17 protein-coding genes are annotated in these 19,646 nt (G+C 71.7%); 10 read left to right on the forward strand and 7 right to left on the reverse strand.

Going from position 1 to position 19,646, the window contains the following annotated elements:
- The first annotated feature begins 39 nt into the window (after positions 1 to 39).
- From EDF34_RS13985 to EDF34_RS14010, 6 genes are all read left to right on the forward strand, one after another.
- On the forward strand, positions 40 to 1,215 hold the full coding sequence (locus EDF34_RS13985) for a cellulose binding domain-containing protein (RefSeq protein WP_123372107.1): 1,176 nt from the start codon (positions 40 to 42) through the stop codon (positions 1,213 to 1,215).
- A 138-nt stretch (positions 1,216 to 1,353) separates the two neighbouring features.
- Positions 1,354 to 1,788 carry a VOC family protein gene (locus tag EDF34_RS13990; protein ID WP_123372108.1) on the forward strand — a complete coding sequence of 145 codons (435 nt, stop codon included), beginning with the start codon at positions 1,354 to 1,356 and terminating at the stop codon, positions 1,786 to 1,788.
- A complete protein-coding gene (locus EDF34_RS13995; protein ID WP_123372109.1) occupies positions 1,788 to 2,429 on the forward strand; it encodes a helix-turn-helix domain-containing protein in 642 nt (213 codons plus the stop codon). The genes EDF34_RS13990 and EDF34_RS13995 overlap by 1 nt, the downstream gene beginning before the upstream one ends.
- Before the next feature lie 27 nt (positions 2,430 to 2,456).
- Complete coding sequence (locus EDF34_RS14000; RefSeq protein ID WP_123372110.1) at positions 2,457 to 2,999, forward strand: DapH/DapD/GlmU-related protein; 543 nt, start codon at positions 2,457 to 2,459, stop codon at positions 2,997 to 2,999.
- Between the two features lie 158 nt (positions 3,000 to 3,157).
- Positions 3,158 to 4,597, forward strand: coding sequence for a cellulase family glycosylhydrolase (locus EDF34_RS14005; protein ID WP_123372111.1), 1,440 nt, complete (start codon positions 3,158 to 3,160; stop codon positions 4,595 to 4,597).
- Positions 4,598 to 4,660: 63 nt separating this feature from the next.
- Positions 4,661 to 5,047 carry a hypothetical protein gene (locus EDF34_RS14010; protein ID WP_123372112.1) on the forward strand — a complete coding sequence of 129 codons (387 nt, stop codon included), beginning with the start codon at positions 4,661 to 4,663 and terminating at the stop codon, positions 5,045 to 5,047.
- Here the strand turns inward: EDF34_RS14010 and EDF34_RS14015 are convergent.
- On the reverse strand, positions 5,044 to 5,688 hold the full coding sequence (locus EDF34_RS14015; RefSeq protein WP_148076642.1) for a hypothetical protein: 645 nt from the start codon (positions 5,686 to 5,688) through the stop codon (positions 5,044 to 5,046). The genes EDF34_RS14010 and EDF34_RS14015 overlap by 4 nt on opposite strands.
- Positions 5,681 to 13,207 (reverse strand): DUF5979 domain-containing protein, encoded by a 7,527-nt coding sequence (locus tag EDF34_RS14020; RefSeq protein ID WP_123372114.1) that lies wholly within the window; start codon positions 13,205 to 13,207, stop codon positions 5,681 to 5,683. The genes EDF34_RS14015 and EDF34_RS14020 overlap by 8 nt, the downstream gene beginning before the upstream one ends.
- Before the next feature lie 343 nt (positions 13,208 to 13,550).
- On the opposite strand from EDF34_RS14020, the gene EDF34_RS14025 reads away from it, so the two are divergent.
- Positions 13,551 to 14,774 (forward strand): VWA domain-containing protein, encoded by a 1,224-nt coding sequence (locus tag EDF34_RS14025; protein ID WP_233575398.1) that lies wholly within the window; start codon positions 13,551 to 13,553, stop codon positions 14,772 to 14,774.
- Positions 14,775 to 14,781: 7 nt separating this feature from the next.
- Here EDF34_RS14025 and EDF34_RS14030 read toward each other — a convergent pair whose 3' ends face one another.
- The 3 genes from EDF34_RS14030 to EDF34_RS14040 all read right to left on the reverse strand — a co-directional run bounded on the left by EDF34_RS14030 (position 14,782) and on the right by EDF34_RS14040 (position 16,376).
- Positions 14,782 to 15,132, reverse strand: coding sequence for a hypothetical protein (locus tag EDF34_RS14030; RefSeq protein ID WP_148076644.1), 351 nt, complete (start codon positions 15,130 to 15,132; stop codon positions 14,782 to 14,784).
- A 38-nt stretch (positions 15,133 to 15,170) separates the two neighbouring features.
- The gene (locus EDF34_RS14035) at positions 15,171 to 15,563 is read right to left on the reverse strand and encodes a PLD nuclease N-terminal domain-containing protein (RefSeq protein WP_123372117.1); all 393 of its coding nucleotides are present in this window, start codon (positions 15,561 to 15,563) and stop codon (positions 15,171 to 15,173) included.
- Between the two features lie 90 nt (positions 15,564 to 15,653).
- A complete protein-coding gene (locus tag EDF34_RS14040; protein WP_123372118.1) occupies positions 15,654 to 16,376 on the reverse strand; it encodes a DUF899 family protein in 723 nt (240 codons plus the stop codon).
- Positions 16,377 to 16,462: 86 nt separating this feature from the next.
- Here EDF34_RS14040 and EDF34_RS14045 point away from each other — a divergent pair, with 86 nt between their 5' ends.
- The 3 genes from EDF34_RS14045 (at position 16,463) to EDF34_RS14055 (ending at position 18,110) form a co-directional block, all read left to right on the forward strand.
- Complete coding sequence (locus tag EDF34_RS14045; RefSeq protein ID WP_123372119.1) at positions 16,463 to 17,335, forward strand: RNA polymerase subunit sigma-70; 873 nt, start codon at positions 16,463 to 16,465, stop codon at positions 17,333 to 17,335.
- A 65-nt stretch (positions 17,336 to 17,400) separates the two neighbouring features.
- Positions 17,401 to 17,898, forward strand: coding sequence for a DUF2975 domain-containing protein (locus EDF34_RS14050; RefSeq protein ID WP_123372120.1), 498 nt, complete (start codon positions 17,401 to 17,403; stop codon positions 17,896 to 17,898).
- Positions 17,898 to 18,110 carry a helix-turn-helix transcriptional regulator gene (locus EDF34_RS14055; RefSeq protein WP_123372121.1) on the forward strand — a complete coding sequence of 71 codons (213 nt, stop codon included), beginning with the start codon at positions 17,898 to 17,900 and terminating at the stop codon, positions 18,108 to 18,110. Before EDF34_RS14050 ends, EDF34_RS14055 begins: the two co-directional genes overlap by 1 nt.
- Here the strand turns inward: EDF34_RS14055 and EDF34_RS14060 are convergent.
- Together EDF34_RS14060 and EDF34_RS14065 are read right to left on the reverse strand one after the other, a co-directional pair.
- The gene (locus EDF34_RS14060) at positions 18,107 to 19,228 is read right to left on the reverse strand and encodes a hypothetical protein (RefSeq protein ID WP_123372122.1); all 1,122 of its coding nucleotides are present in this window, start codon (positions 19,226 to 19,228) and stop codon (positions 18,107 to 18,109) included. The two genes, EDF34_RS14055 and EDF34_RS14060, sit on opposite strands and share 4 nt — an antisense overlap.
- Positions 19,229 to 19,298: 70 nt before the next feature.
- Positions 19,299 to 19,559 carry a GlsB/YeaQ/YmgE family stress response membrane protein gene (locus tag EDF34_RS14065; RefSeq protein WP_123372123.1) on the reverse strand — a complete coding sequence of 87 codons (261 nt, stop codon included), beginning with the start codon at positions 19,557 to 19,559 and terminating at the stop codon, positions 19,299 to 19,301.
- Positions 19,560 to 19,646 lie beyond the last annotated feature (87 nt).

The raw sequence follows: 19,646 nt of genomic DNA on the forward strand, positions 1-19,646 counted from the left end.
CGGCAGGCACGTCCGTGCCCGCCCCAGCCAAGGAGAGTCATGCCTCGTCCTCGCATCGTCGCGCTGATCGCGCTGCTCTGCTCGTTGCTCGGCCTGTCGGGGGTCGCAGGCGCCCAGGTCGCGACCGCCGCGCCGGTCCTCTGCGACCAGTACGCCAGCACGTCCATCCAGGGCGGCCGGTACGTCGTCGGCAACAACCGCTGGGGGACCAGCGCCACCCAGTGCATCGACGTCTCGGGCACCGGCTTCACCATCACCCAGGCCGACGGCTCCACCGCGACCAACGGCGCACCCAAGTCGTACCCGACCGTGTACTACGGCTGCCACTACGGGATCTGCAGCACGAGCGACAACATCCTGAGCCCCAACGGCCTCCAGGCCTCCGACCCCCAGTTCGCCTCGGTCGCGACGAGCGTGAGCATGACGTACCCCGGCAGCGGGACCTACGACGCGGCGTACGACATCTGGTTCAACAAGTCGAGGCCGAGCACGACGACCGGGCAGAACGACGGGGCCGAGCTCATGGTGTGGCTCAACCACACGGGCGCGATCCAGCCGATCGGCTCGAAGATCGGCACGGCGAGCATCGCCGGTGCGACGTGGGACGTCTGGTCGGGCAACACCGGGTGGAACGTCATCTCCTACGTGCGCCAGCAGACGACCTCGTCGGCGAGCTTCCTGGTGAACGACTTCTGGAAGGACGTCGTCAGCCGCGGCCTGGGCTCGACCAGCTGGTACCTGACCAGCATCCAGGCCGGCTTCGAGCCGTGGGTCGGCGGCACGGGGCTCGCGGTCAACAGCTTCTCCGTCACCACCGGCGGCACCCAGCCGACGCAGTCGCCGTCCCCGACGCAGTCGCCGACCCCGACGACGAGTCCCACGTCGACGCCGACCACGCCGCCCGCCACGGGCAGCGCGGGCTGCACCGCCACCGCGGCGGTCACCGGCTCGTGGGGCGGTGGCTTCCAGGCCACCGTCACGGTGAAGAACACCGGCTCGGCCGCGCTCAGCCGCTGGTCGGTGCGATGGGCCTTCCCCGGTGGTCAGACGGTCAACAACCTCTGGAACGGGGTCGCCTCGTCGTCCGGCGCGAACGTGACCGTCGCGAACGCTCCGTACAACGGGCAGCTGGGGGGCGGCGGGTCGACGAGCTTCGGGTTCGTCGGCAACGGCTCCGCGCCGGGCTCGCTGGCGCTCACCTGCACCGCATCCTGACGAGCGGTACCGACGCCGGTCCGCGCCCCCTCGGGCGCGGGCCGGCGTCCTCGCGTCGGTCCCGACCCTTGACGGGGCACTTGTTTTTTGCAAGTGTGGAGACGTCAACGAGCCGAGCCCCACGAGAGCGAGACCATCATGACCGCGATGTTCGTCAACCTGCCGGTGACCGACCTGGAGCGCGCCAAGGCGTTCTACACGGCGATCGGTTTCACCATCAACCCCCAGTTCACCGACCACAACGCGGCCTGCGTGATCGTGGAGGAGGACCACAGCTACTTCATGATCCTGGTCCGCGAGTACTTCCAGACGTTCACCGACCTGCCGATCGGCGACCCGAAGGTGAACCCCTCGGTCTCGACCGCGATCTTCCTCGACAGCCGCGAGGCCGTCGACTCGACCGTCACCGACGGGCTCGCCGCCGGCGGCGCGGAGGACCGGCCCGCCTCGGACTACGGCTTCATGTACCAGCGCCAGCTGGCCGACCCCGACGGCAACATCCTCGAGTTCGGCTGGATGGACCCGGTCGCCGCCTCGCAGGGCCCCGAGGCGTTCGCCGCCCAGCAGGCCTGATGGCCGCACGCGAGTACGGCCAGTACTGCGGTGTCACGCGGGCGCTGGAGCTCGTGGGAGAGCGCTGGTCGCTGCTCGTCGTGCGCGACCTGCTCGTCGGGCCGCGCCGCTACGGAGAGCTCGCCGCGGGGCTGCCGCGCATCCCGAGCAACATCCTGGCGGCGCGGCTCAAGGATCTGCAGGCCGCCGGCATCATCCGGCGGGTGCCCCGCTCGCGCGTCATCATCTACGAGCTGACCCCCTACGGCCACGAGCTCGAGCCCGTCGTGCTCGCGCTCGGGGCCTGGGGGTTCAAGGCGATGGGTGAGCCACGCGAGGAGCAGGTCATCACGCCCGACTCGATGACCATGGCGCTGCGGACCGCCTTCCGGCCGCAGGTCGCCGCAGCGCTGCCCGCGACGTCGTACGTGGCGCAGCTCGGCCCGGCCGAGCTGCTCGTCCGCGTCGACGGCGCCCGTCTCGAGGTGACGCGCGGCGACGGGCCGGCGGACCTCGCGTTCGCCGCGGGACCGGACATCCGCCGGCTCATCTCCGGCGAGCTCGCGCCGGACCGCGCGATCGCGACGGGGGTCGTGGAGGTCCTCCGCGGACGGGGCGACCTCCTCGACCGGTTCGCGAGCACGTTCCACCTGGCAGCCTGAGGCGGGAGCGCAGGGCAGGATCGAGGCATGTCCGACGACCGGCTCATGCGCATCCACAGCCCCGAGTTCCAGGCCATGGCCGACAGGGTCCTGCAGGTCACGGCGCTGACCTCGCGGTTGAACGTCCTGCCGTTCGACGACGAGGAGGGGCGGGCGGCCCTGCTCGAGCAGATCCTGGGCCGGCCGGTGCCGGCGCGGACGACGATCTACCCGCCGTTCTACACCGACCACGGCCTGCACCTGGAGCTCGGCGAGCGCGTCTTCGTCAACCAGGGCTGCACGTTCCTCGACTACGCCGGGATCCGCCTCGCGGACCGCGTGATGGTCGGCCCCCAGGTCACGTTCATCACGGGCGGCCACCCGGTCGATCCCGCCGACCGGAAGCTGTACCTCACCGGTGAGCCGATCGACGTGGCGGAGAACGTGTGGATCGGGGCGGGCGCCACGATCCTGCCCGGGGTCAGCATCGGGCGGGACGCGGTGATCGCGGCCGGGGCTGTCGTGGCTGACGACGTCCCCGCGTCGACGCTCGTCGCCGGTCCCAAGGCGAGCGTGCGCCGGCAGTGGTGAACGCCGAGGTCACCTGATCGAGTGTTAAACGATTCGCCGCCCGAACCTCGTGCCCGGACCGGTGGCGAGGGTGCGGGATCCGGCGCACTGTGGCTCGAGCCGGACGGCCCCGCGCCCCCAGCGAGGGCTGGTTCGCTCACTCAACGACGAGGAGACCCATGTCCCAGCGGATCCGGGCGACCGCCCTCCTGGCCGCGGCCACACTGGCCATGGCTGGAATCGGCACGATCGCCAGCACGTCAGCCCAGGCAGCCACCGGCTGCAAGGTGGACTACGCCATCAGCAGCCAGTGGGGCGGGGGCTTCGGCGCCAACGTCACTGTGACGAATCTCGGCGACCCCCTGACGAGCTGGACGGTCGGCTGGACGTTCACGTCCGGCCAGAAGCTCACGCAGGCGTGGAACGCGACCGCGACCCAGACCGGGAGCACGGTCTCGGCGCGCGACGTCGGCTACAACGGGGCACTGCGCACGGGTGGCACCGCGAGCTTCGGCTTCAACGCCTCGTGGAGCGGCAGCAACCCGGTCCCGGCCCAGTTCACCGTCAACGGCGTCGCGTGCACGGGGTCGGCAGGGACGTCGACCCCGACGCCCACGCAGACCCCCACGCAGACCCCCACCCCCACGCCGACCACGACCACCACGCCGCCGCCCCCCACCGGCACGACCCCGTTGGCCATCAACGGCCAGCTCAAGGTCTGCGGCGTGAACCTGTGCAACCAGTACGGCAAGCCGATCCAGCTGCGCGGCGTGAGCACCCACGGGCTGCAGTGGTTCCCGGCCTGCTACAACACGACCTCGCTGAACACGCTCGCGAACGACTGGAAGGCCGACGTCCTGCGCATCGCGATGTACGTCAACGAGGACGGCTACGTCACGAACCCGGCCGGCTTCACGGCGAAGGTGAACGACCTCGTCGACCAGGCGGAGTCGCGCGGCATGTACTCGATCATCGACTTCCACACCCTGACGCCGGGCGACCCGAACGCCAACCTGCAGAACGCCAAGACGTTCTTCGCCAACGTGGCCGCGCGCAACTCCGCGAAGAAGAACGTCATCTACGAGATCGCCAACGAGCCCAACGGCGTCTCCTGGGACCAGATCCGCACCTACGCGAACCAGGTCATCCCGATCATCCGGGCGGCTGACCCGGACGCGGTGATCATCGTCGGCACGCGCGGCTGGTCCTCGCTCGGGGTGTCGAACGGGTCGAGCTCGGCGGAGATCGTCGCGAACCCGATCGCCTTCTCGAACATCATGTACACGTTCCACTTCTACGCGGCGTCGCACTACGACAACTACCGCAACGAGGTCCGGAACGCGGCGAGCAAGCTGCCGATCTTCGTCACCGAGTTCGGCACGACGAGCGCCACGGGCGGAGGCACCGTCGACATCGGCAGCTCCACGACGTGGCTCGACCTGCTCGACTCGCTGAAGATCAGCTACGTGAACTGGACGTACTCCGACGCCGACGAGAGCAGCGCTGCCTTCAAGCCCGGCACGTGCTCCGGGAGCAGCTACGGAACCGGCCAGCTCACGCAGTCCGGCCAGTTCGTCCGCAGCCGCATCATGACGGCGGACAGCTTCCCGACGAGCTGACCCACGCGCCCGCTGCCCCGGGGGCCACTCCCCCCGGGGCAGCGTTGCGCCTACGATCGACCGATGCCCCCGCAGGACTGGATCGAGCACCGCCGCCCGGGCGACCGCGAGCGCCTCGGCTGGATCCGGCCCGAGGGCGACGGGTTCGTCGCCCTCGACGCCCTGGGCCGCGAGGCGAGCGGCACGGTCGACTGGCTGGAGGCCGAGGAAGCCCTCGAGGAGCGCGGCCTGCGGTGGCTCGCCGACATCTGGCGGCTCGAGCTGCCGGACGGGACCCGCGAGCGCGTGCGGATCGTCGAGGTCACGCCCGAGCGGGTGGTCGTCAAGGGCGACGACTTCGGCGCCGTCGACGTGATCACCCAGACGTACGTGCTCCCGTTCCCCGCGCCCGGCACGCTGCTGCCTTTCGAGGGCGATCCCTCCACGATCGACCGGCAGGTCGGCGCCTAGACCAGCTTCGGGTAGGCGATCAGGAGCGACGCAGCGATCACGAAGAGCACCAGGCCGAGCCCGAGCAGCACGTCCCCGGCCCTCCTCGAGCTCATGCGCCCCGACATCGCCGCGAAGAACAGCACCGCCGCGAAGGCCACCGTCAGGACGGTGTAGTTGTCCCCCCGCTGGTTGTCCTTCAGAGCTTCGGCGAACTTCGCGTCCGCCCGGGCGTCCGCGGCCTGGGCCAGTGCGAGCTCGGGGATGCGGTACTCGGGCAGGTCGAAGGGAGACGCGGCGGCAGCGGGGTTCTGCAGGGGCTTCGAGTCGAGCCAGACAGGGAAAGCGGTGGCCAAGGGCTCCGGGAAGCGGTCCTGGAGGAAGTCCGCGAGCTCCTCGTCATCGGCCGAGTAGGCGGCCGCCCACTGGGCGAACAGCGTGGCCTGCAGGTTGAGCTTGCGGTTGGCGACACCCTCTTGGCGCGATGCCTCGATCCGGGCGCTGGACGCCTGGCTGAACGAGATGGACATCGCGCCGCCCCACTTGCTCGCCTGGAAGCCGACCCACGCCGTGACGATCGTCGTCACCGAGAGCAGCACGACCACCACGACCTCGCGCGCCCCGATCCTCGCGCCACGCTCGCTCGCCGCCGCGTCAGGCACGACCACGCTGCCTCAGCCGCACGAGGATGATGCCGCTCGCCGTCAGCAACGCCATCCACCCGAGCACCACGAGGGCGTCGATCCCGGTGATGGCGATGCCTCCCGACGCAGGGCCGCCACCGGCGTCGTCACAGCCGTCCGCCGCACCCGGATCCCCGGCCGCGGCCGAGGACCCGCCGCCGCCCGTGCCTGTCCCGCCACCCGCCGACCAGGTGTTGACCACGTCGACCGGTGCGCACACGTCGTCACCGACCGGCAGGGCGAACGAGGCGGACTGCGGAGTCTCCACGTCCGGGTCGGTCACGGTGCTCTGGCCGGCGACGACGATCTCGACGCTGTCCGCGCTGCCGGCGTCCGTCTCGGCGACCACGCAGTCCGCGCCCTGCGGCACGTCCTCGTAGACCGCCACCCAGTCGTCGTCGTCCGAGAGCGTCCTGGTGGCGCCGCCCGGGATGTCGACGGCGACGTCCTCGCCGTCCACGTCCTGCGTGCACGCCAGCGTCACCGTGAAGGTGTCCCCGACGTGCGCCGCGGCGTCGTTCCCGGAGAGGGTCTTGACGACCCGGACCTCGCCGACGTCGAACGTGTTGGTGACCGTGACGGTCGCGGGGTCACCCTCGGGCACGACGACCGCCCCGGCCGCCCCGTCACCGACGGACGAGACCACAGTGCTCGTCGCGCCGCCGGTCGCAGTCTCGGTGACCGTGCAGTCGGCCCCGACGGGCAGCCCGTCGTAGGTCACGGGCGTCCCGGGGACGAGCTCGCGCTCGGCCCCGTCGGGGATGTCGACGTCGTTCCCGTCGAACGTGCACGCGAGGCTCACCTCGAACGGGCCGCTCCCGTAGAGGCTCGCCCCGTCGCCGTCCACGACCTTGTCCACGGTGACCGCGCCGTCGTCGAAGGTGTTCGTCGCGACCACCGCGACCGCGGTGGCCTCGCCGTCGACGTTCGGGGGGACGACGACGTCGGCCGACGTGCCGTCGGTGACGACCGGGTCGTCGTCGCCGGTGGTGACGGCGATGCTCGTCGACGACGCCTCCCCGTCGACCGTCTCCTCGACGGTGCACTGCGCTCCGACAGGCAGGTCGGAGTACACGAGCTGCTCGCCGGGCACGAGCGGGCGGGTCGCGCCGCCGGGGATGCCGATCGCCTCGCCGTCGTAGGTGCACGCGACCGAGACCTCGAACGGGCCGGCGCCGAAGTCCTCACCGCCCTGACCCGCCACGACCTTGTCGACCGTGATGCCGCCGAGGTCGAACGTGTTGGTGGCGGTGACCTCGACGGGGTCGCCCGAGCCGATGCGGACCACCGCCGGGCGGATCGTCGTGGTCGTGGCGCCGCCGTCGTCGGGCTCGGTGACGCGGCACAGAGCGCCGACCGGCAGGTCCGGGATCTGCGCGTCGAGCGGTCCGGCGCCCCCCAGGACGACCGGGCTGTCGTACACCACGCGGGGCGGATCGGACCCGATGCCGTCGTCGTCGAAGGTGCAGCGCACGTTCAACCTGAACGGCCCGGCCCCGTACCGCTCGACGCCGTCGCCCGTGACGACCTTCGTGAGGTCGAGGCCCCCGACGTCGTAGGTGTTGACCAGGTCGGCGGTGTTGCGCGGGCCGCCGGCGAGGTCGCCGACGAGGGTCACGTCGCCCTGGGGGCCGTCGAAGTGCACGGGGTCCCTCGAGCCCTCCTGCACGGTGACGTCGACCTCGGTGGCGTTGCCCGTGCCCGTCTCGGTGACCGTGCAGTCCGCGCCGACCGGCAGGCCGGTCAGCGTGATCTCGTCGCCGTCCTCGATCGTCAGGTCCATGGGGTCGTCCGGCCCGTAACCGTCGGCGTAGACCGGGTTGCCCAGGAACGTGCAGCGGACCTGGACGTCGAACGGACCGAAGGAGATCGGGTCGCCGTTCTGGTCCGCCGCGTCGGAGACGACCTCCTTGGAGACGACGAGGCTCGCCAGGTCGTACCGGTTCACGGCGACCAGGTCGACGATCTCCGGGTCCTCACCGATCGTCTTACTGCCGACGATCAGCTGGGTCTGGCCGTTGCTCGCGTTCTCGGTGATCGTGCACTCCGCCCCGTAGGGCAGGTCGGGCACGATCACCGGCGTCCCTGGCGTGACGTCGATGGGGATCGGCTCGAGGGCCGTCTCGAGGAACGTCCCCACGGCGGACGTGCAGGCCACCTCGAGGTGGAAGACGTCCGGGGCGTACTCGGCGCCGTCGCCGATGACCTGCTTCTCGACGCGCAGCGAGCCGCTCGCGGATGCCACGCCGACCTTGGTGCCCTCGGTGGGCAGCAGGTCGATCGAGCCCTGGGTGCCCTGCGCCACACCGCTCACCGCGGCGGAGTTCCATGCGATCGAGTGGTCACCCTCGGGCGGCACGACCGCCGGCGTCGCCGTCGTGCCCTCGACCGCGATGACCTGCGTCGGCTGGAAGAGGCTGTCCGGCTCGAAGGTCACGACGACCTTGAGGGCCGTCATCTCCCGGTAGACGTCCTCCGTGGTGCCCGGGGTGATCGCAACCCACCCCGTGGTCGGGTCGTCCGTCGGGCAGACGGGCTCGTCCGAGGGGTTCTCGATGTCGTCCATGCAGTAGTCCTGCACGGTGGAGTAGTAGAACGTGGCGGTGGCGCCGTCGGGTGCGTTCACGAGCGTCGGGGGGTGCGCGGCGTCGCCGATGGGCCGCCACTGCGAGCCGCGCGGGTCGTCGCCGATCGAGCCCGTGTCACCGGGCGCCGGCAGGCGGTCGTACATGACCAGCTTGCTCAGCGGCAGGTTGCCGACGTTCTCGACGCGGACCTGCCACGTCTCGTCGTGCCCAGGAGCGATCACCGGCGTGCACGGGTAGGCGTAGAAGCCCAGGACGTCCCGCGAGTCCTGCGTGCAGGAGACGCTCGGGTCAGGCGCGTCGGGGTCCGTGATCACGCCGAGCTCGTCGTCGTCGATCGTCGGCTTGACCACCTTGGTCTGCGCCAGCACCGCCGACGGCAGCGGCGTGATGTCGGCGTCCGCCTCGCACGCACCGGTGTCGTCGTCGAGCCGGGCGGCACACCCGTCCCACGGGCGGTCGCCGGTGACGGCCGCGGTGTTGCGGACGACCGTGCCCGACGCCAGGCCGACGCGGAACTCCACCTGAACCGTGATCGTGTACGACTGTTCGACCTCGAGGACCGTGCCGGCCGGGAAGGTGAACGTGAGACCGAAGATGTTGCCGGTGCGGTCGACGTCGACGTCGTCCGGGTCGGTCGGCATCGCGGGGCCGTTGGTCGGGCTCGGCGCGGCGCCCGTCAGCGCGTAGGAGTAGGGCTGGTCGACATCGGCGAGCCGGAGCAGCGGCCCGTCGGGGTCGCTCGGCATGGGGTCGTCGACGATGACCGGGTCGTAGATGGGGCGGTTGCCGGTGTTGGTGACGGTGATGTTCATCGGCACCACCGCGCCCGCGTTCGCCGTGCCCCCCGTGACCGTGCCGTTGAAGTCCTTGACGATCTCCACCGAGTTCTCGGTGTGCTGGTACGTGATCGTCGCGGAGGTGTCGTCGTCGCTCGAGACCGGCTCCGTGCCGCCCTGCCCGTCGGAGACCAGGTCAGCGCCCGTGACCGTCGAGGTCACGTCGTTGGTCGCCAGGCCCGGGGCGTCCTCGCCGGGTGCGGGGTCGTTGGTGGTCAGGTCGCTCGGCACCGGCGTGCCGGGGTCGGAGCGCAACGCGTCCCGGACCTGGACCTCGAGGTTGACGGGCTGCACCGGGTTCGCCGGGTTCTCCCAGATGGCACCGTCGGCGCGCGTGAAGGTGAAGCGCAGGCCCGTGACGTCGGCCGCGTCCACCCCGTCGGGCAGCGCGAACGTCCCCGCCGGGTCGCCCTCGGTCCAAGTCCCGCCCGTGAAGGTGTCCGTCGCCTCGGAGTAGGTCCCGCCCGTGTAGGCGTCGACCTGGACCTGGTCGATCGGCGCGGTCAGTGCCGACGCGTCGAAGCCCACGAGGTCGTACTGGTTCCAGAAGCTGCCGTCGACGTCCGTGAGGGTCATCTCGACCGCACGCGACGGACCTGTCGGCTGCCCGGTGATCGTGAGCGTCGAGATCGGGTTCGGCTCCGCGTCGGACCCCGGCTCGACGATCGTCGACGGGGCGAACGACTTGGTCTCCTCCAGGGAGATCTCGGCGTCGTCGAGGACCATCTGCGCGTCGTCCCAGGCCACGGGGGCGTCTGCGGTCGTGCCGCCGGGATCGGTGACCTCGGCGCCCGCACTGTTGGGCACGGGCGAGTAGCCCGCCACGTCGACGCGCGTGGTCGGCTCGTAGCGGTCGAACTCGCGCAGCCGCAGGGTGAGGTCGAGGGCCCCCTCGGCCTGCGACTCCACCCGCCCGTCGAACGTCGCCTCGACGCCGACGACGTCCGCGAGCTGGGCGGCGGTGAGGGCTTCGGCCTCTGCCTCCGTGTAGTCCGCCGTGCCGCCGCCGACGGAGGTGAGCGTGATGGTCGTCGTCGCCGTGCCGTCGGGGACGGTGACGTCGATCGCGGTGAGGGTGAAGGCGTCGAACGGCGCGGTCCCCGGGGCGACGTCGGGTTCCACGACGTTGTCGTCGTTCTCGCTCGACGGCTCGGCGATGGCCAGGGTGTCGACCCGGGCGACGGAGTTGTTCGTCGCCGTGATGATCGCGTGCGTCGACGGGTACGCCCCCGCCGGGGTGCCGTCGGGCGGGACCGAGAGCGGACCGCCGGTCCACTCCTTGGTGATCCCCACGTTGATCGGCTCGTCGAGGATGAGGACGTCGTCGCCGTCCACGTCGGTCCGCTCGGTCCCCTGGAACGTGGCCGTGGCGCTCGCGGTGTCGTTGACCAGCCCGGCCTCGCCGGCGTTGTAGATCGTGCCGTTGGTGGTGCCGAGCACCGGGGAGCCGTCGCTGCGCTTGTCGTCACGCACCTGGAAGGTCAGGTCCAGGTGGCGACCGTCGGCCTGCGTCGACCGGGCGACGCCGTCACCTGCGGCTGGCACGGTCGGGTCGGACGGGAACTGGGCGCGGCTCGGCGACGCCGTGTAGGTGAGCCGGACCGACGTCGCGCTGGCGCTCTCGTCGTCGGTGAGGGTGTAGCCCGGGAAGGATCCGACGCAGGGCGCGGCCACGCTGCACGGGTCCGCCACCGCGTCCACCCAAGCGCCGGCGACATAGAGCTCGACGCCCGTGATCGCGTCGTACTGCATGAGCGGGTCGACCGAGCCGTCGATCGGCTGGACGCGCACGAGGTCGAACGCGTCGTAGAACGAGTCTGCAATCGGCGTGCCCGCGGGGTCGGAGATGTCGCTGAGGACCATCGGGTCGACGCCGTCGAACCCGTTCGTGGACCAGGTCAGCTGCGCGGTGAGCTGGTCCTCGGTGCGCGCCCGGACGCTGTACGGAGCGCCCGACTGGCCGGCCGGCGGGAGGAACGTCTTGTCGAGGAAGTCGAGGTCGCCCGGGTCGGTCGGCACCGGGAACGGGTCGACCGTGTCGCAGCCCTCCGCGGGGGTGGTCGGCGCCACCGTGCCGGCGGACGCGCTGGACGCACCGCAGTTCGCGATGGGGTCGTCGCGGTCCTCCGGGCCGTCGTAGGCCGCGACGAAGTTGGGCTGGAACGACGTGCCCGGCGGGAACCCGTCATCGGAGTGGTAGGAGAACTGCACGCCCTGGGCGTCGGCCGGAAGGTCGCAGTTGACCGTCGTCGGGCCGGTGAACGTGCCGCAGTCGGGGTCGGTCACCCACTCCGTGCCGTTCCAGTAGCTGATGGTCAGCGTCGACCCGGCGGGCACGTCGGTCGAGCGGACCGACGTCGCGGTGAAGTCGGACCAGAACTCGCCGGGGTCGGCCGGGTCGGTCGGGTCCTGGATCACGACGTCGTTCGCGTCGGTCGTCGAGCCGTCGGGGCCGAACGGCTCCAGCTGGCTCGGGAGCTGGACCACGACGGTCTGGCCGGGAAGCGCCGGGATCGTCGACGGCGAGATGCTCTTGGTGGTGTTCGTCGCGAGCCGGTCGGTCAGGGTCGTCAGCGTCGCGTCCGCGGTGTCGTCCGCGTTCGGGATCTCGGCGGCGATCTCGTTCGGGTGATCCACGTCGTCGACGGTCTGGTCGGGGTCGGTGTCGGCCGTGAACGGGATCGACGCCTCCGCGCCGGTGACGAGGTCGCCGGTGAACTCGATGCTGAAGCCGGTGACGTCGCACCCGGCAGGCGGGTCCGGGAGGGTGTCGGGCGTCGTGCTCGTCTCCTCGGGCGTCGAGCCGTCGGCGCACGTGAACGTCACCACCGCGGTGTCCGCGTCCGCCGGCCACTGCACCCCGGCCCCGTCGCCGTCGGAGCCGAACCCGGTGAAGGTCAGGGGGTCGTCGCCCTCGAACGGGCTGTCCGTCCCCGGGGCGGGCTCGGTGATGGTCATCGAGGTCGTCGGGTCGCCGTCGTTCGTCGCCCCGATCGTCACCGTCGTGGGGTCGCCCGCGCTCACCGTCGGCGGGTCGAAGGACTTCGACGCGGTGACGCTGTTGTTCGGCGGGGTGATGACGTAGGTGTCATCGGCCGTGGTCGGGGTGGACTCGTCGTCGTCGTGCGTCACGTACGACGAGGCGTCGTTGGTGACCGTCGTCGCGTCCGTCAGGTCCGTGACCGCGTCGGACTGCTCGACCTGGACCGGGATCGTGGCGGTCGCCCCGGGCTGGATGTCACCGCTGAACGTGTACCGCACGCCCTGCACGTCCTCGGGCGGCGTCGCGTCGGTGAGCGGCTCCCACGAGTCGCCGTCCCAGTACTCCTCGTCCACGTCGGTGGCGTTCGGCGGCAGGACGACGTCGCCGGTGCCCGTGTACTGGAGGTACGTGAACGGGTTGGGGTCAGCGGTCGGGTCCACCGGGTCCTGGACGACGAGCGTGTCGGCCGGGTCGTTCGACGTGTTGGTGGCGCCGATCGTGACCGTCGCCGGGGTCCCGGGCGAGGCGATGGCACCGGCCGGGGCGATCGACTTCGTGGTGTCGGAGTCGAGCACGAGCGGGACGACGGGCGTGATGTCGTCGGAGTCCGACGCGGCGGACGCGTTGTCGGCCGTCACGGTCGCCGTGTTGGTGATCGGGACGCCGTTCTCGCTGTACGGCAGGTCGGGGTCCACCTGCGCGGTGACGATGATCTCCGCGTTCGTGCCGTTGGGGATGCTGGGCCAGTTCACGGTCGCCGTGTTGTCGGCGTCGCTCGTCGTCCCGCCTGCCGGGCTCTGGATCGAGACGTCCACGAGATCGAGTCCCGGCGGCATCGGGTCCGTGATGGTCGAGTTGGCGCACGCGACGCCGTTCGGGTCGGAGCAGGAGACCTCGATGCCCCACTGGACGGTGTCGCCGGGCTCGTAGGGGCCGTCGCTCAGCTCGACCTTCTGGATCCCCCAGGCCGCGGCGGACGCCGACGTCGCGGGGATGACGGCGAGCGGGACTGCGACGAGCACGGCGGCCGCGAGGGTGGAGACCCATCGCATGATCCCGGGGCGCTCGTGGCGCCGGCGGGCGTGCCGCATGCCCTGTGTCGATCCGGCCCGAATCCCCATCGCGGTGCCTCCTGCTCGCCCGTCACGTCCCACACCCCGTCGTGCGAGCCGCCGGATCGACCCTCCCACAGGGTCGAGATCGCGGCGCTCCGGGAGCACGGCACCAACCCGATCCGGCCGACTGCACCGCAGCTACCGAGCCGTCGAGCGGTTCGGAGTGGATTGTCCGATGCTCGCTGACCTGCGGGTCTACCGTCAACCCTTCCCGGGTGACGGGTTGGCGCAGGATCGGGCCGCCCTTCTCCGGGTGCTGCGTCGTCGTGCGGCCGCGTGCGTCCCCCACCGACGCCCCGCGCCGCCCTACCCTCGGCACGTGACCGTCCTGAGTCCCGGCCAGAACCTCGCGCTGCCCGCGTCCAGCGTCCGGGTGGAGGCCAGCGGTGCCGTGGACCTCACCGCGCTGGTGCTCGGCGCGTCCGGCACCGTCGACGGCGACGCCGACATGGTGTTCTTCAACCAGCCCTCGGCACCGGGCGCGCGGCTCACCGGGAGCACGCTCGAGGTCGAGCTCAGCGCCCTGCGCGCCGGCGCCGAGCGGGTCGTGCTGATCGCCTCGCCCGCGGTCGAGGGCCGGACGTTCGGCCAGGTCGACGGGGTGGGGATCGGCATCGCGTCGGGCTCGCTGACCGCCTCGTTCGCTCCCGGCGCCTCGACGACCGAGACCGCCCTCGTGCTGTGCGAGCTCTACCTGCGCAACGGCGCGTGGAAGGTGCGGGCCGTCGGCCAGGGCTACTCCGACGGGCTGGCCGGCCTCGCGCGCGACTTCGGTGTCGACGTGGCCGACGAGCCATCCCCGGCACCCTCGCCCGTGAACCTCATCAAGGGCGCCGAGAGGCTCCCCCCGGAGATGCGCGAGACGCTCAGCCTGCGCAAGGACCTCGTCACCGTCTCCCTCCGCAAGCGCGGCGCGTCGGGGCTCCGCGCCCGGGTGATCGGTGTGCTCGACGTCAGCGGGTCGACCGCCGGCATGTACAGGCGAGGCGTGTTCACGCGCGCCGTGGAGCGCATCATGCCGGTCGCGGCGGCGATGGACGACGACGCCGAGATGCAGATGTTCCTGATGGGCGCTCGCACGGTGCGGGTGGACGACCTCCAGGTCGGCGACCTGCCGCAGTGGCTCGCGACCTACACGGCCAAACGCCCCGGTGAGGCGGGCGGCACCAACAACGAGCCCGCCGCGATCGACGAGGTCCTGGCCTTCGTCGCGACCCAGTCGCCCGACGTCCCCACCCTGGTGCTCTTCTTCCACGACGGCGGCGTCACCGACAACCGTCGCACCGAGGCAGCGATCCGCGCCGCGGTCCCGGCACCCGTGTTCTGGCAGTTCATCGGGCTGGGTCGGTCGAGCTACGGCATCCTCGCGCGGCTCGACGACCTGGCCGGGCGCGCGGTCGACAACACCGGCTTCTTCGCCCTCGACGACATCGACGCGGTTCCCGACGCCGAGCTCTACGACCGGCTCGTGCACGAGTTCCCCGACTGGGTGCGCGCGTACTACCCGGCAGGCCACCCTGCGCGGACGTCGGCGGGCGCCTGAGCGGGTCTCAGGCCCGCCGGCGCGGCCAGTCGAGCATGACGAACAGGTCGCGCTGCCCGACGGGCCCCTCGAGCACCGCGCGAGCGAGCGCGGGCTCGCCGGCCTGCTCGCACGACCACAGCTCGAAGTCGACGAGCTCGGACCAGGCCGGCGGGAGGAAGCCGAGGACCGTGGCACCGTCGAGCACCTTCACGACGTCGTGCTCGGTGCGGGCCAGGACCACGGCGAACCCTCGGTCGGCGTGCGCGGCACGCGCCGGCGCCGACGCGTCGAGGAAACCGCGGACGCGCACGGGCACGTGCCCGCCGCTCGCGGGCACGAACCGGCCAGGCATCCGGGTCGAGGACGAAGGGTCCATGCGCGGAACCTACTCCCGGAACCTGCGCGGCGGAACGCTCAGGCCTTCGGGTCCTCCGGCTCGAGCCTGGCCTCGCGCTCGCGCAGCTGACGCTCCCAGTCGCGCAGCATCTGCTCGTGGTCCTGGTCGGACTTCTTCATCGTCGCGAGGAACTCCGCGTCGTCGTCGGGCGAGGACGCCCGCGGCCGCTCGTACTCCGGGAACCCGGCGGTCTGCGTCGAGGGCCAGGCGACCTGGCGGCCGCGCGAGGCACCCTCGGGCCGTCCCGCGACGAGCCACGCGATCCCGCCCACGAGAGGCAGGACCACGATGAGGATCACCCAGCCGGCCTTCGGCAGGTTGCGCACGAGCGACGAGTCCGTCTGGATGCAGTCGATCAGGCAGTAGACGAGCAGGCCGAGCTCGATGAGGAACGGCAGGTAGCGCACCACGGGGCCCCCTTGGGCAGTCGTCGGCGCGTCCGTCGGCCGAGCACAGCGGAAAACTAGCGGACCGCGGGGGCCGCTGTCCGGCGTTCGGGGCTACGGCCGCGGCCCGATCGCGATCGGCTGCGGCTCACGGCCCGGCACCGGTGTCACGCCGGGCCGGGTCCACTGGGGGATGGGCCGGCCGGCACGCCGGAACCAGCTCTGCGTCGGGTCCTGCGGCCACCCCTCGGGCGAGTCCTCCCACTCCTCCTGCCGTCCGTACACGGTCATGTCCAGCAGCTGCAGCGCGGGCATCATCGCCTCGCACCCGCGGCCGTCGGTGTCGTAGGTCAGGAAGATGCGGTCGCCGACCCGCAGGTAGGCGCTCAGCCAGCCGTCGGAGATGCCGGGCGAGTCGATCCCGTCGAGCGAGTACCAGGGCGCGGAGTAGCCCATGAACTCCCGGAACGGCGCGAACTCGTCGTAGGGTCCCTCGCACCAGACCGCGAACGTGACGCCGCGCGCCTCGAGGTACGTGGCGTCCTGGAAGTTCCAGACCGTCGCGGTGCAGCCGCGGCACTGGCCCTCGAAGCCCTCGCCGCGGTGCCACATGTGCCGGCAGACCAGGAGCTGGTCGCGGCCCTCGAACATGTCGGCCAGCGCTGTCGGGCCGTGCGCGCCGACGAGACGGACGCTCGCGTCGACCTTTACCATCGGCAGCCGGCGGCGGGCGGCGGCCAGCGCGTCGCCGGCGCGGGTGTGCGCCTTCTCCCGGACGAGCAGGGCGTTGCGGTCCGCCAGCCAGGTCTCGCGGTCGACGATCTCGGGGACGTTCATCGGGGCTCCTTCGTGCGTGCGGTCTCCCCGGTACCGACGAGGCAGCGCCCGATCGTCATCGGTGTGGCCGTGGCTAGGGTGCTGCGATGGCCGCCTTCGACGAGCACCTCGCCGACCACCAGCGCGAGCTGCGCGCCCACGGCTACCGGCTGACCGGCAACGTCGCCGACGCCGACGACCTCGTGCAGGAGACCTTCCTGCGCGCCTGGCGGGCCCGCGACCGCTTCGAGGGCCGGGCATCGGTGCGCACCTGGCTCTACCGGATCGCCACCAACGTCTTCCTCGACTCCCAGAAGTCGGCGGCTCGGCGCACGGTGCCCGTGGGCGACGTCCTCGAGACAAGCACGACGATCGGCCCGTACCCCACGCTGGATGAAAGGGTCGCGGCCGACGAGGTCGTGGAGCTCGCGCTGATCGCGGCGCTCATGCACCTGCCGCCGCGGCAGCGCGCCGCCTTCGTCCTGCGCGACGTCAACGGGTGGACGCCGGCGGAGATCGCCGCGGTGCTCGACGCGTCCGTCGCCACCGCGAACAGCCTGGTCCAGCGCGCCCGGGCCACCGTCCGGCAGCACGCGCCCGCCGACCCGCAGGACTGGCGCCGCCCCGCGCTCACCGCCGCCGACGAGGAGATCCTGCGCCGCTACGCCACGGCCTCGGACGCCGGGGCCCTCGCGCTGCTCCTGGCCGACGACGTGCGGATCACCATGCCGCCCGACGAGGCCGTCGTCGGGCTCGGCGCCGTCGCGGAGTTCCTCGCGCGGCCGCTGGACTGGCGGACGGTGCCCACCCGCGCGAACGGCCGGCCCGCCCTGGCGAACTACCTGCGCGGGCCCGATGCCTACGACGCGCTCGTCGTCGACGTCCTGCGGGTCGTCGACGGCCGCATCGCCGAGATCAACGCGTTCGTGGGCGCCCACCACGTCGCCGCACTCGACCTGCCGCTGACCCTCACGCCGTGACGAAGGTTGCCGGATCTATCGTCGGGCGATACTTTTCTATCGTTTCTCGATAGATAGGAGCGCCCATGCGTCACGCCACCGTCCTCGTTCTGCGCGGACTCATCGCGCTGCTGCTCGTCGGCCTCGTCCTCGTCCAGGTGATGATCCTGCCGCTGCTCGGCGTCGACATCGCCGAGGAGCACCCCGACCTGACCTTCCTGCGCTGGGCGGTCGTCGTCCTCGGCATCCTCGGGGTCCTCACCGTCGAGGTCGCGCTCGTGTGCATCTGGCGGCTGCTGACGATGGTCGACCGGGACACCGTGTTCAGCTCGGCTGCATTCCGCTACGTCGACGTCGTGATCGGTGCTGCCGTGGCCGCGACGCTGCTGGCGGTGGTGCTGTCGTTCGTGCTGGCGCCGGGCGAGACGGTCGCACCGGGGCTCGTGCTGCTGGTGGTCACGGGTGGCGTCGGCACGGCGGGGATCGCCCTGCTCGTCGTCGTGCTGCGGGCCCTGCTGGTCAAGGCGGTCGCGCTCGACACCACGGCCACCACGCTGCGGGCCGAGCTCGACGAGGTCATCTGATGCCGATCGTCGTCGACATCGACGTCATGCTCGCGCGCCGGCGGATGTCCGTGGGCGAGCTCGCGGAGCGCATCGGCATCACGCCCGCCAACCTCGCGGTGCTCAAGAACGGTCGGGCGAAGGCCGTGCGGTTCAGCACCCTCGAGGCGCTCTGCGAGGCGCTCGACTGCCAGCCCGCGGACCTGCTGCGGCACGAGCCTGCCGACAGCTAGCGCAACCCGCGCATCGCCTCGCGGACCTCGGCGAAGCACAGCCTCCGGTCGACGGCGCCACTGGCGAGGCACTCGGCGGCGCCGGCCGCGGCCTGTGCGGAGTCGCCGTGCCCGGCCGCCTGGACCGTGCTGATCGCCGCGGCGCGCGGGTCGAGCGAGAGATCGGGCTCGGCGCCGCCGCCGATCACCAGGACGGCGACCCGCTCGGAGGCTTCCGCGGGGTGCCGGTCGAAGGCCGCCCACATCGTCGACCAGTCCTGCCAGCGCTCCGGTGCCGGCAGCCCCCGCGCGATGCGGTCGAGCGCCTCGCCCACCCACGGGTGGTCACGGACTCCCGCGAGCTCGCACGCACGGGTTGCCGCCCAGGTCGCGAGGTGACGTTGCCGCTCCGCAGGCAGCTCCACGATCTCGTCCACCAGCAGCCGATCGGACCTGCCCAGCTGCACGGCGGGCCAGTCCCAGGCGCGGACCTCGTCGGAGGGGAGGCGCCCGTTCCAGTCCTCCAGCTCGTCCTCGTCGCGGCCCGCCTGCTCCTCCTCGGGCGTCATCGGGCGAAGACTGAAGGGACCGACGTCCTCGGGCTCCTCGGACGGTTCGTACGGCTGCGTATCGGCAGCGGCCTCGTGCCAGTACGCCGCGGCTTCACTCGTCTGGCGCACCACGACGTCCGGCTGCCACGGGCCGGGCCACAGCTGCAGGAGGTAGCGGTCGGGTGCACTCTGGCCGTCGCCAGGGTTGTCCATCGCCCGGCCCGCGTCCATCCCCGAAGCCGACCATCGTGCTCGGTACCGGCCCGGCTGCGGCGTCACGACGCGGTGGACGTCCTCGAAGGCCGTGACGGCGTAGTCGCCGACGAGCACCTCGAACGAGGCCTCGACCACGTCCTGCCAGTCCGGACCAAGCTCCGGTGCCTCCTCGTGGGACTCGACCCGGACCGGCACGTCACCCGTGTGCAGGCCCGTCACCATCGACAGACAACCGGGCACAGCGGCACCGCACAGTCCGTTGGCCTGCCCACCCCGCGCCTCGAGAAGGAAGCCGGAGCTGGGCGCCTCCTCGGGCTCGAACGCGAGGAAGCCGTAGTGCACCCGCACCGGGCCGTCGAAGAGCACCCGCATGTCATCCCCCTGCACGTGGCCGGTCAGCTGATGGCCATCATGTCGGGGCGCGCCCCGCGGCGCTGGGGTTTCAGGCGGCCTTGCGGCCCCGGCTCCAGCGCCAGATCGCGGTCACGATGATCGCGCCGACGATGGATCCGATGATGCCGCTCGGGTGGATCTCGAGGCCGTCGCCCGCGAGCAGGCTGAACAGCAGGCCGCCGATGAACGAGCCGACGAGGCCCGCGACGATAGCCATCGTCCAGTCGATGCTCTTGCCCTCCCTGCCGAGGATGAGCTGCGCCGCCGCACCGATGAGCATGCCGAAGAGGATCAGGCCGAGAATGAGCATGGCCAGAGACTAGGGCACCACGTCGCGACGCACCTACGACGGCCCGCGAGAGCCGCTCGACAGCCTCCCGCCGCGGTGGCACGGTGC

It is taken from the genome of Cellulomonas sp. PhB150, from assembly GCF_003755175.1.
In the GTDB taxonomy this organism is placed as follows: Bacteria; Actinomycetota; Actinomycetes; order Actinomycetales; family Cellulomonadaceae; genus Cellulomonas.

What these genes read in the sequence shown, in the direction of transcription:
- EDF34_RS13985 (WP_123372107.1), top strand. Translation starts at nt 40, where the DNA reads ATGCCTCGTCCTCGCATCGTCGCGCTGATCGCGCTGCTCTGCTCGTTG.
- EDF34_RS13990 (WP_123372108.1), top strand. Translation starts at nt 1,354, where the DNA reads ATGACCGCGATGTTCGTCAACCTGCCGGTGACCGACCTGGAGCGCGCC.
- EDF34_RS13995 (WP_123372109.1), top strand. Translation starts at nt 1,788, where the DNA reads ATGGCCGCACGCGAGTACGGCCAGTACTGCGGTGTCACGCGGGCGCTG.
- EDF34_RS14000 (WP_123372110.1), top strand. Translation starts at nt 2,457, where the DNA reads ATGTCCGACGACCGGCTCATGCGCATCCACAGCCCCGAGTTCCAGGCC.
- EDF34_RS14005 (WP_123372111.1), top strand. Translation starts at nt 3,158, where the DNA reads ATGTCCCAGCGGATCCGGGCGACCGCCCTCCTGGCCGCGGCCACACTG.
- EDF34_RS14010 (WP_123372112.1), top strand. Translation starts at nt 4,661, where the DNA reads ATGCCCCCGCAGGACTGGATCGAGCACCGCCGCCCGGGCGACCGCGAG.
- EDF34_RS14020 (WP_123372114.1), bottom strand. Translation starts at nt 13,207, where the DNA reads ATGCGGCACGCCCGCCGGCGCCACGAGCGCCCCGGGATCATGCGATGG.
- EDF34_RS14030 (WP_148076644.1), bottom strand. Translation starts at nt 15,132, where the DNA reads ATGGACCCTTCGTCCTCGACCCGGATGCCTGGCCGGTTCGTGCCCGCG.
- EDF34_RS14040 (WP_123372118.1), bottom strand. Translation starts at nt 16,376, where the DNA reads ATGAACGTCCCCGAGATCGTCGACCGCGAGACCTGGCTGGCGGACCGC.
- EDF34_RS14045 (WP_123372119.1), top strand. Translation starts at nt 16,463, where the DNA reads ATGGCCGCCTTCGACGAGCACCTCGCCGACCACCAGCGCGAGCTGCGC.
- EDF34_RS14050 (WP_123372120.1), top strand. Translation starts at nt 17,401, where the DNA reads ATGCGTCACGCCACCGTCCTCGTTCTGCGCGGACTCATCGCGCTGCTG.
- EDF34_RS14055 (WP_123372121.1), top strand. Translation starts at nt 17,898, where the DNA reads ATGCCGATCGTCGTCGACATCGACGTCATGCTCGCGCGCCGGCGGATG.
- EDF34_RS14060 (WP_123372122.1), bottom strand. Translation starts at nt 19,228, where the DNA reads ATGCGGGTGCTCTTCGACGGCCCGGTGCGGGTGCACTACGGCTTCCTC.
- EDF34_RS14065 (WP_123372123.1), bottom strand. Translation starts at nt 19,559, where the DNA reads ATGCTCATTCTCGGCCTGATCCTCTTCGGCATGCTCATCGGTGCGGCG.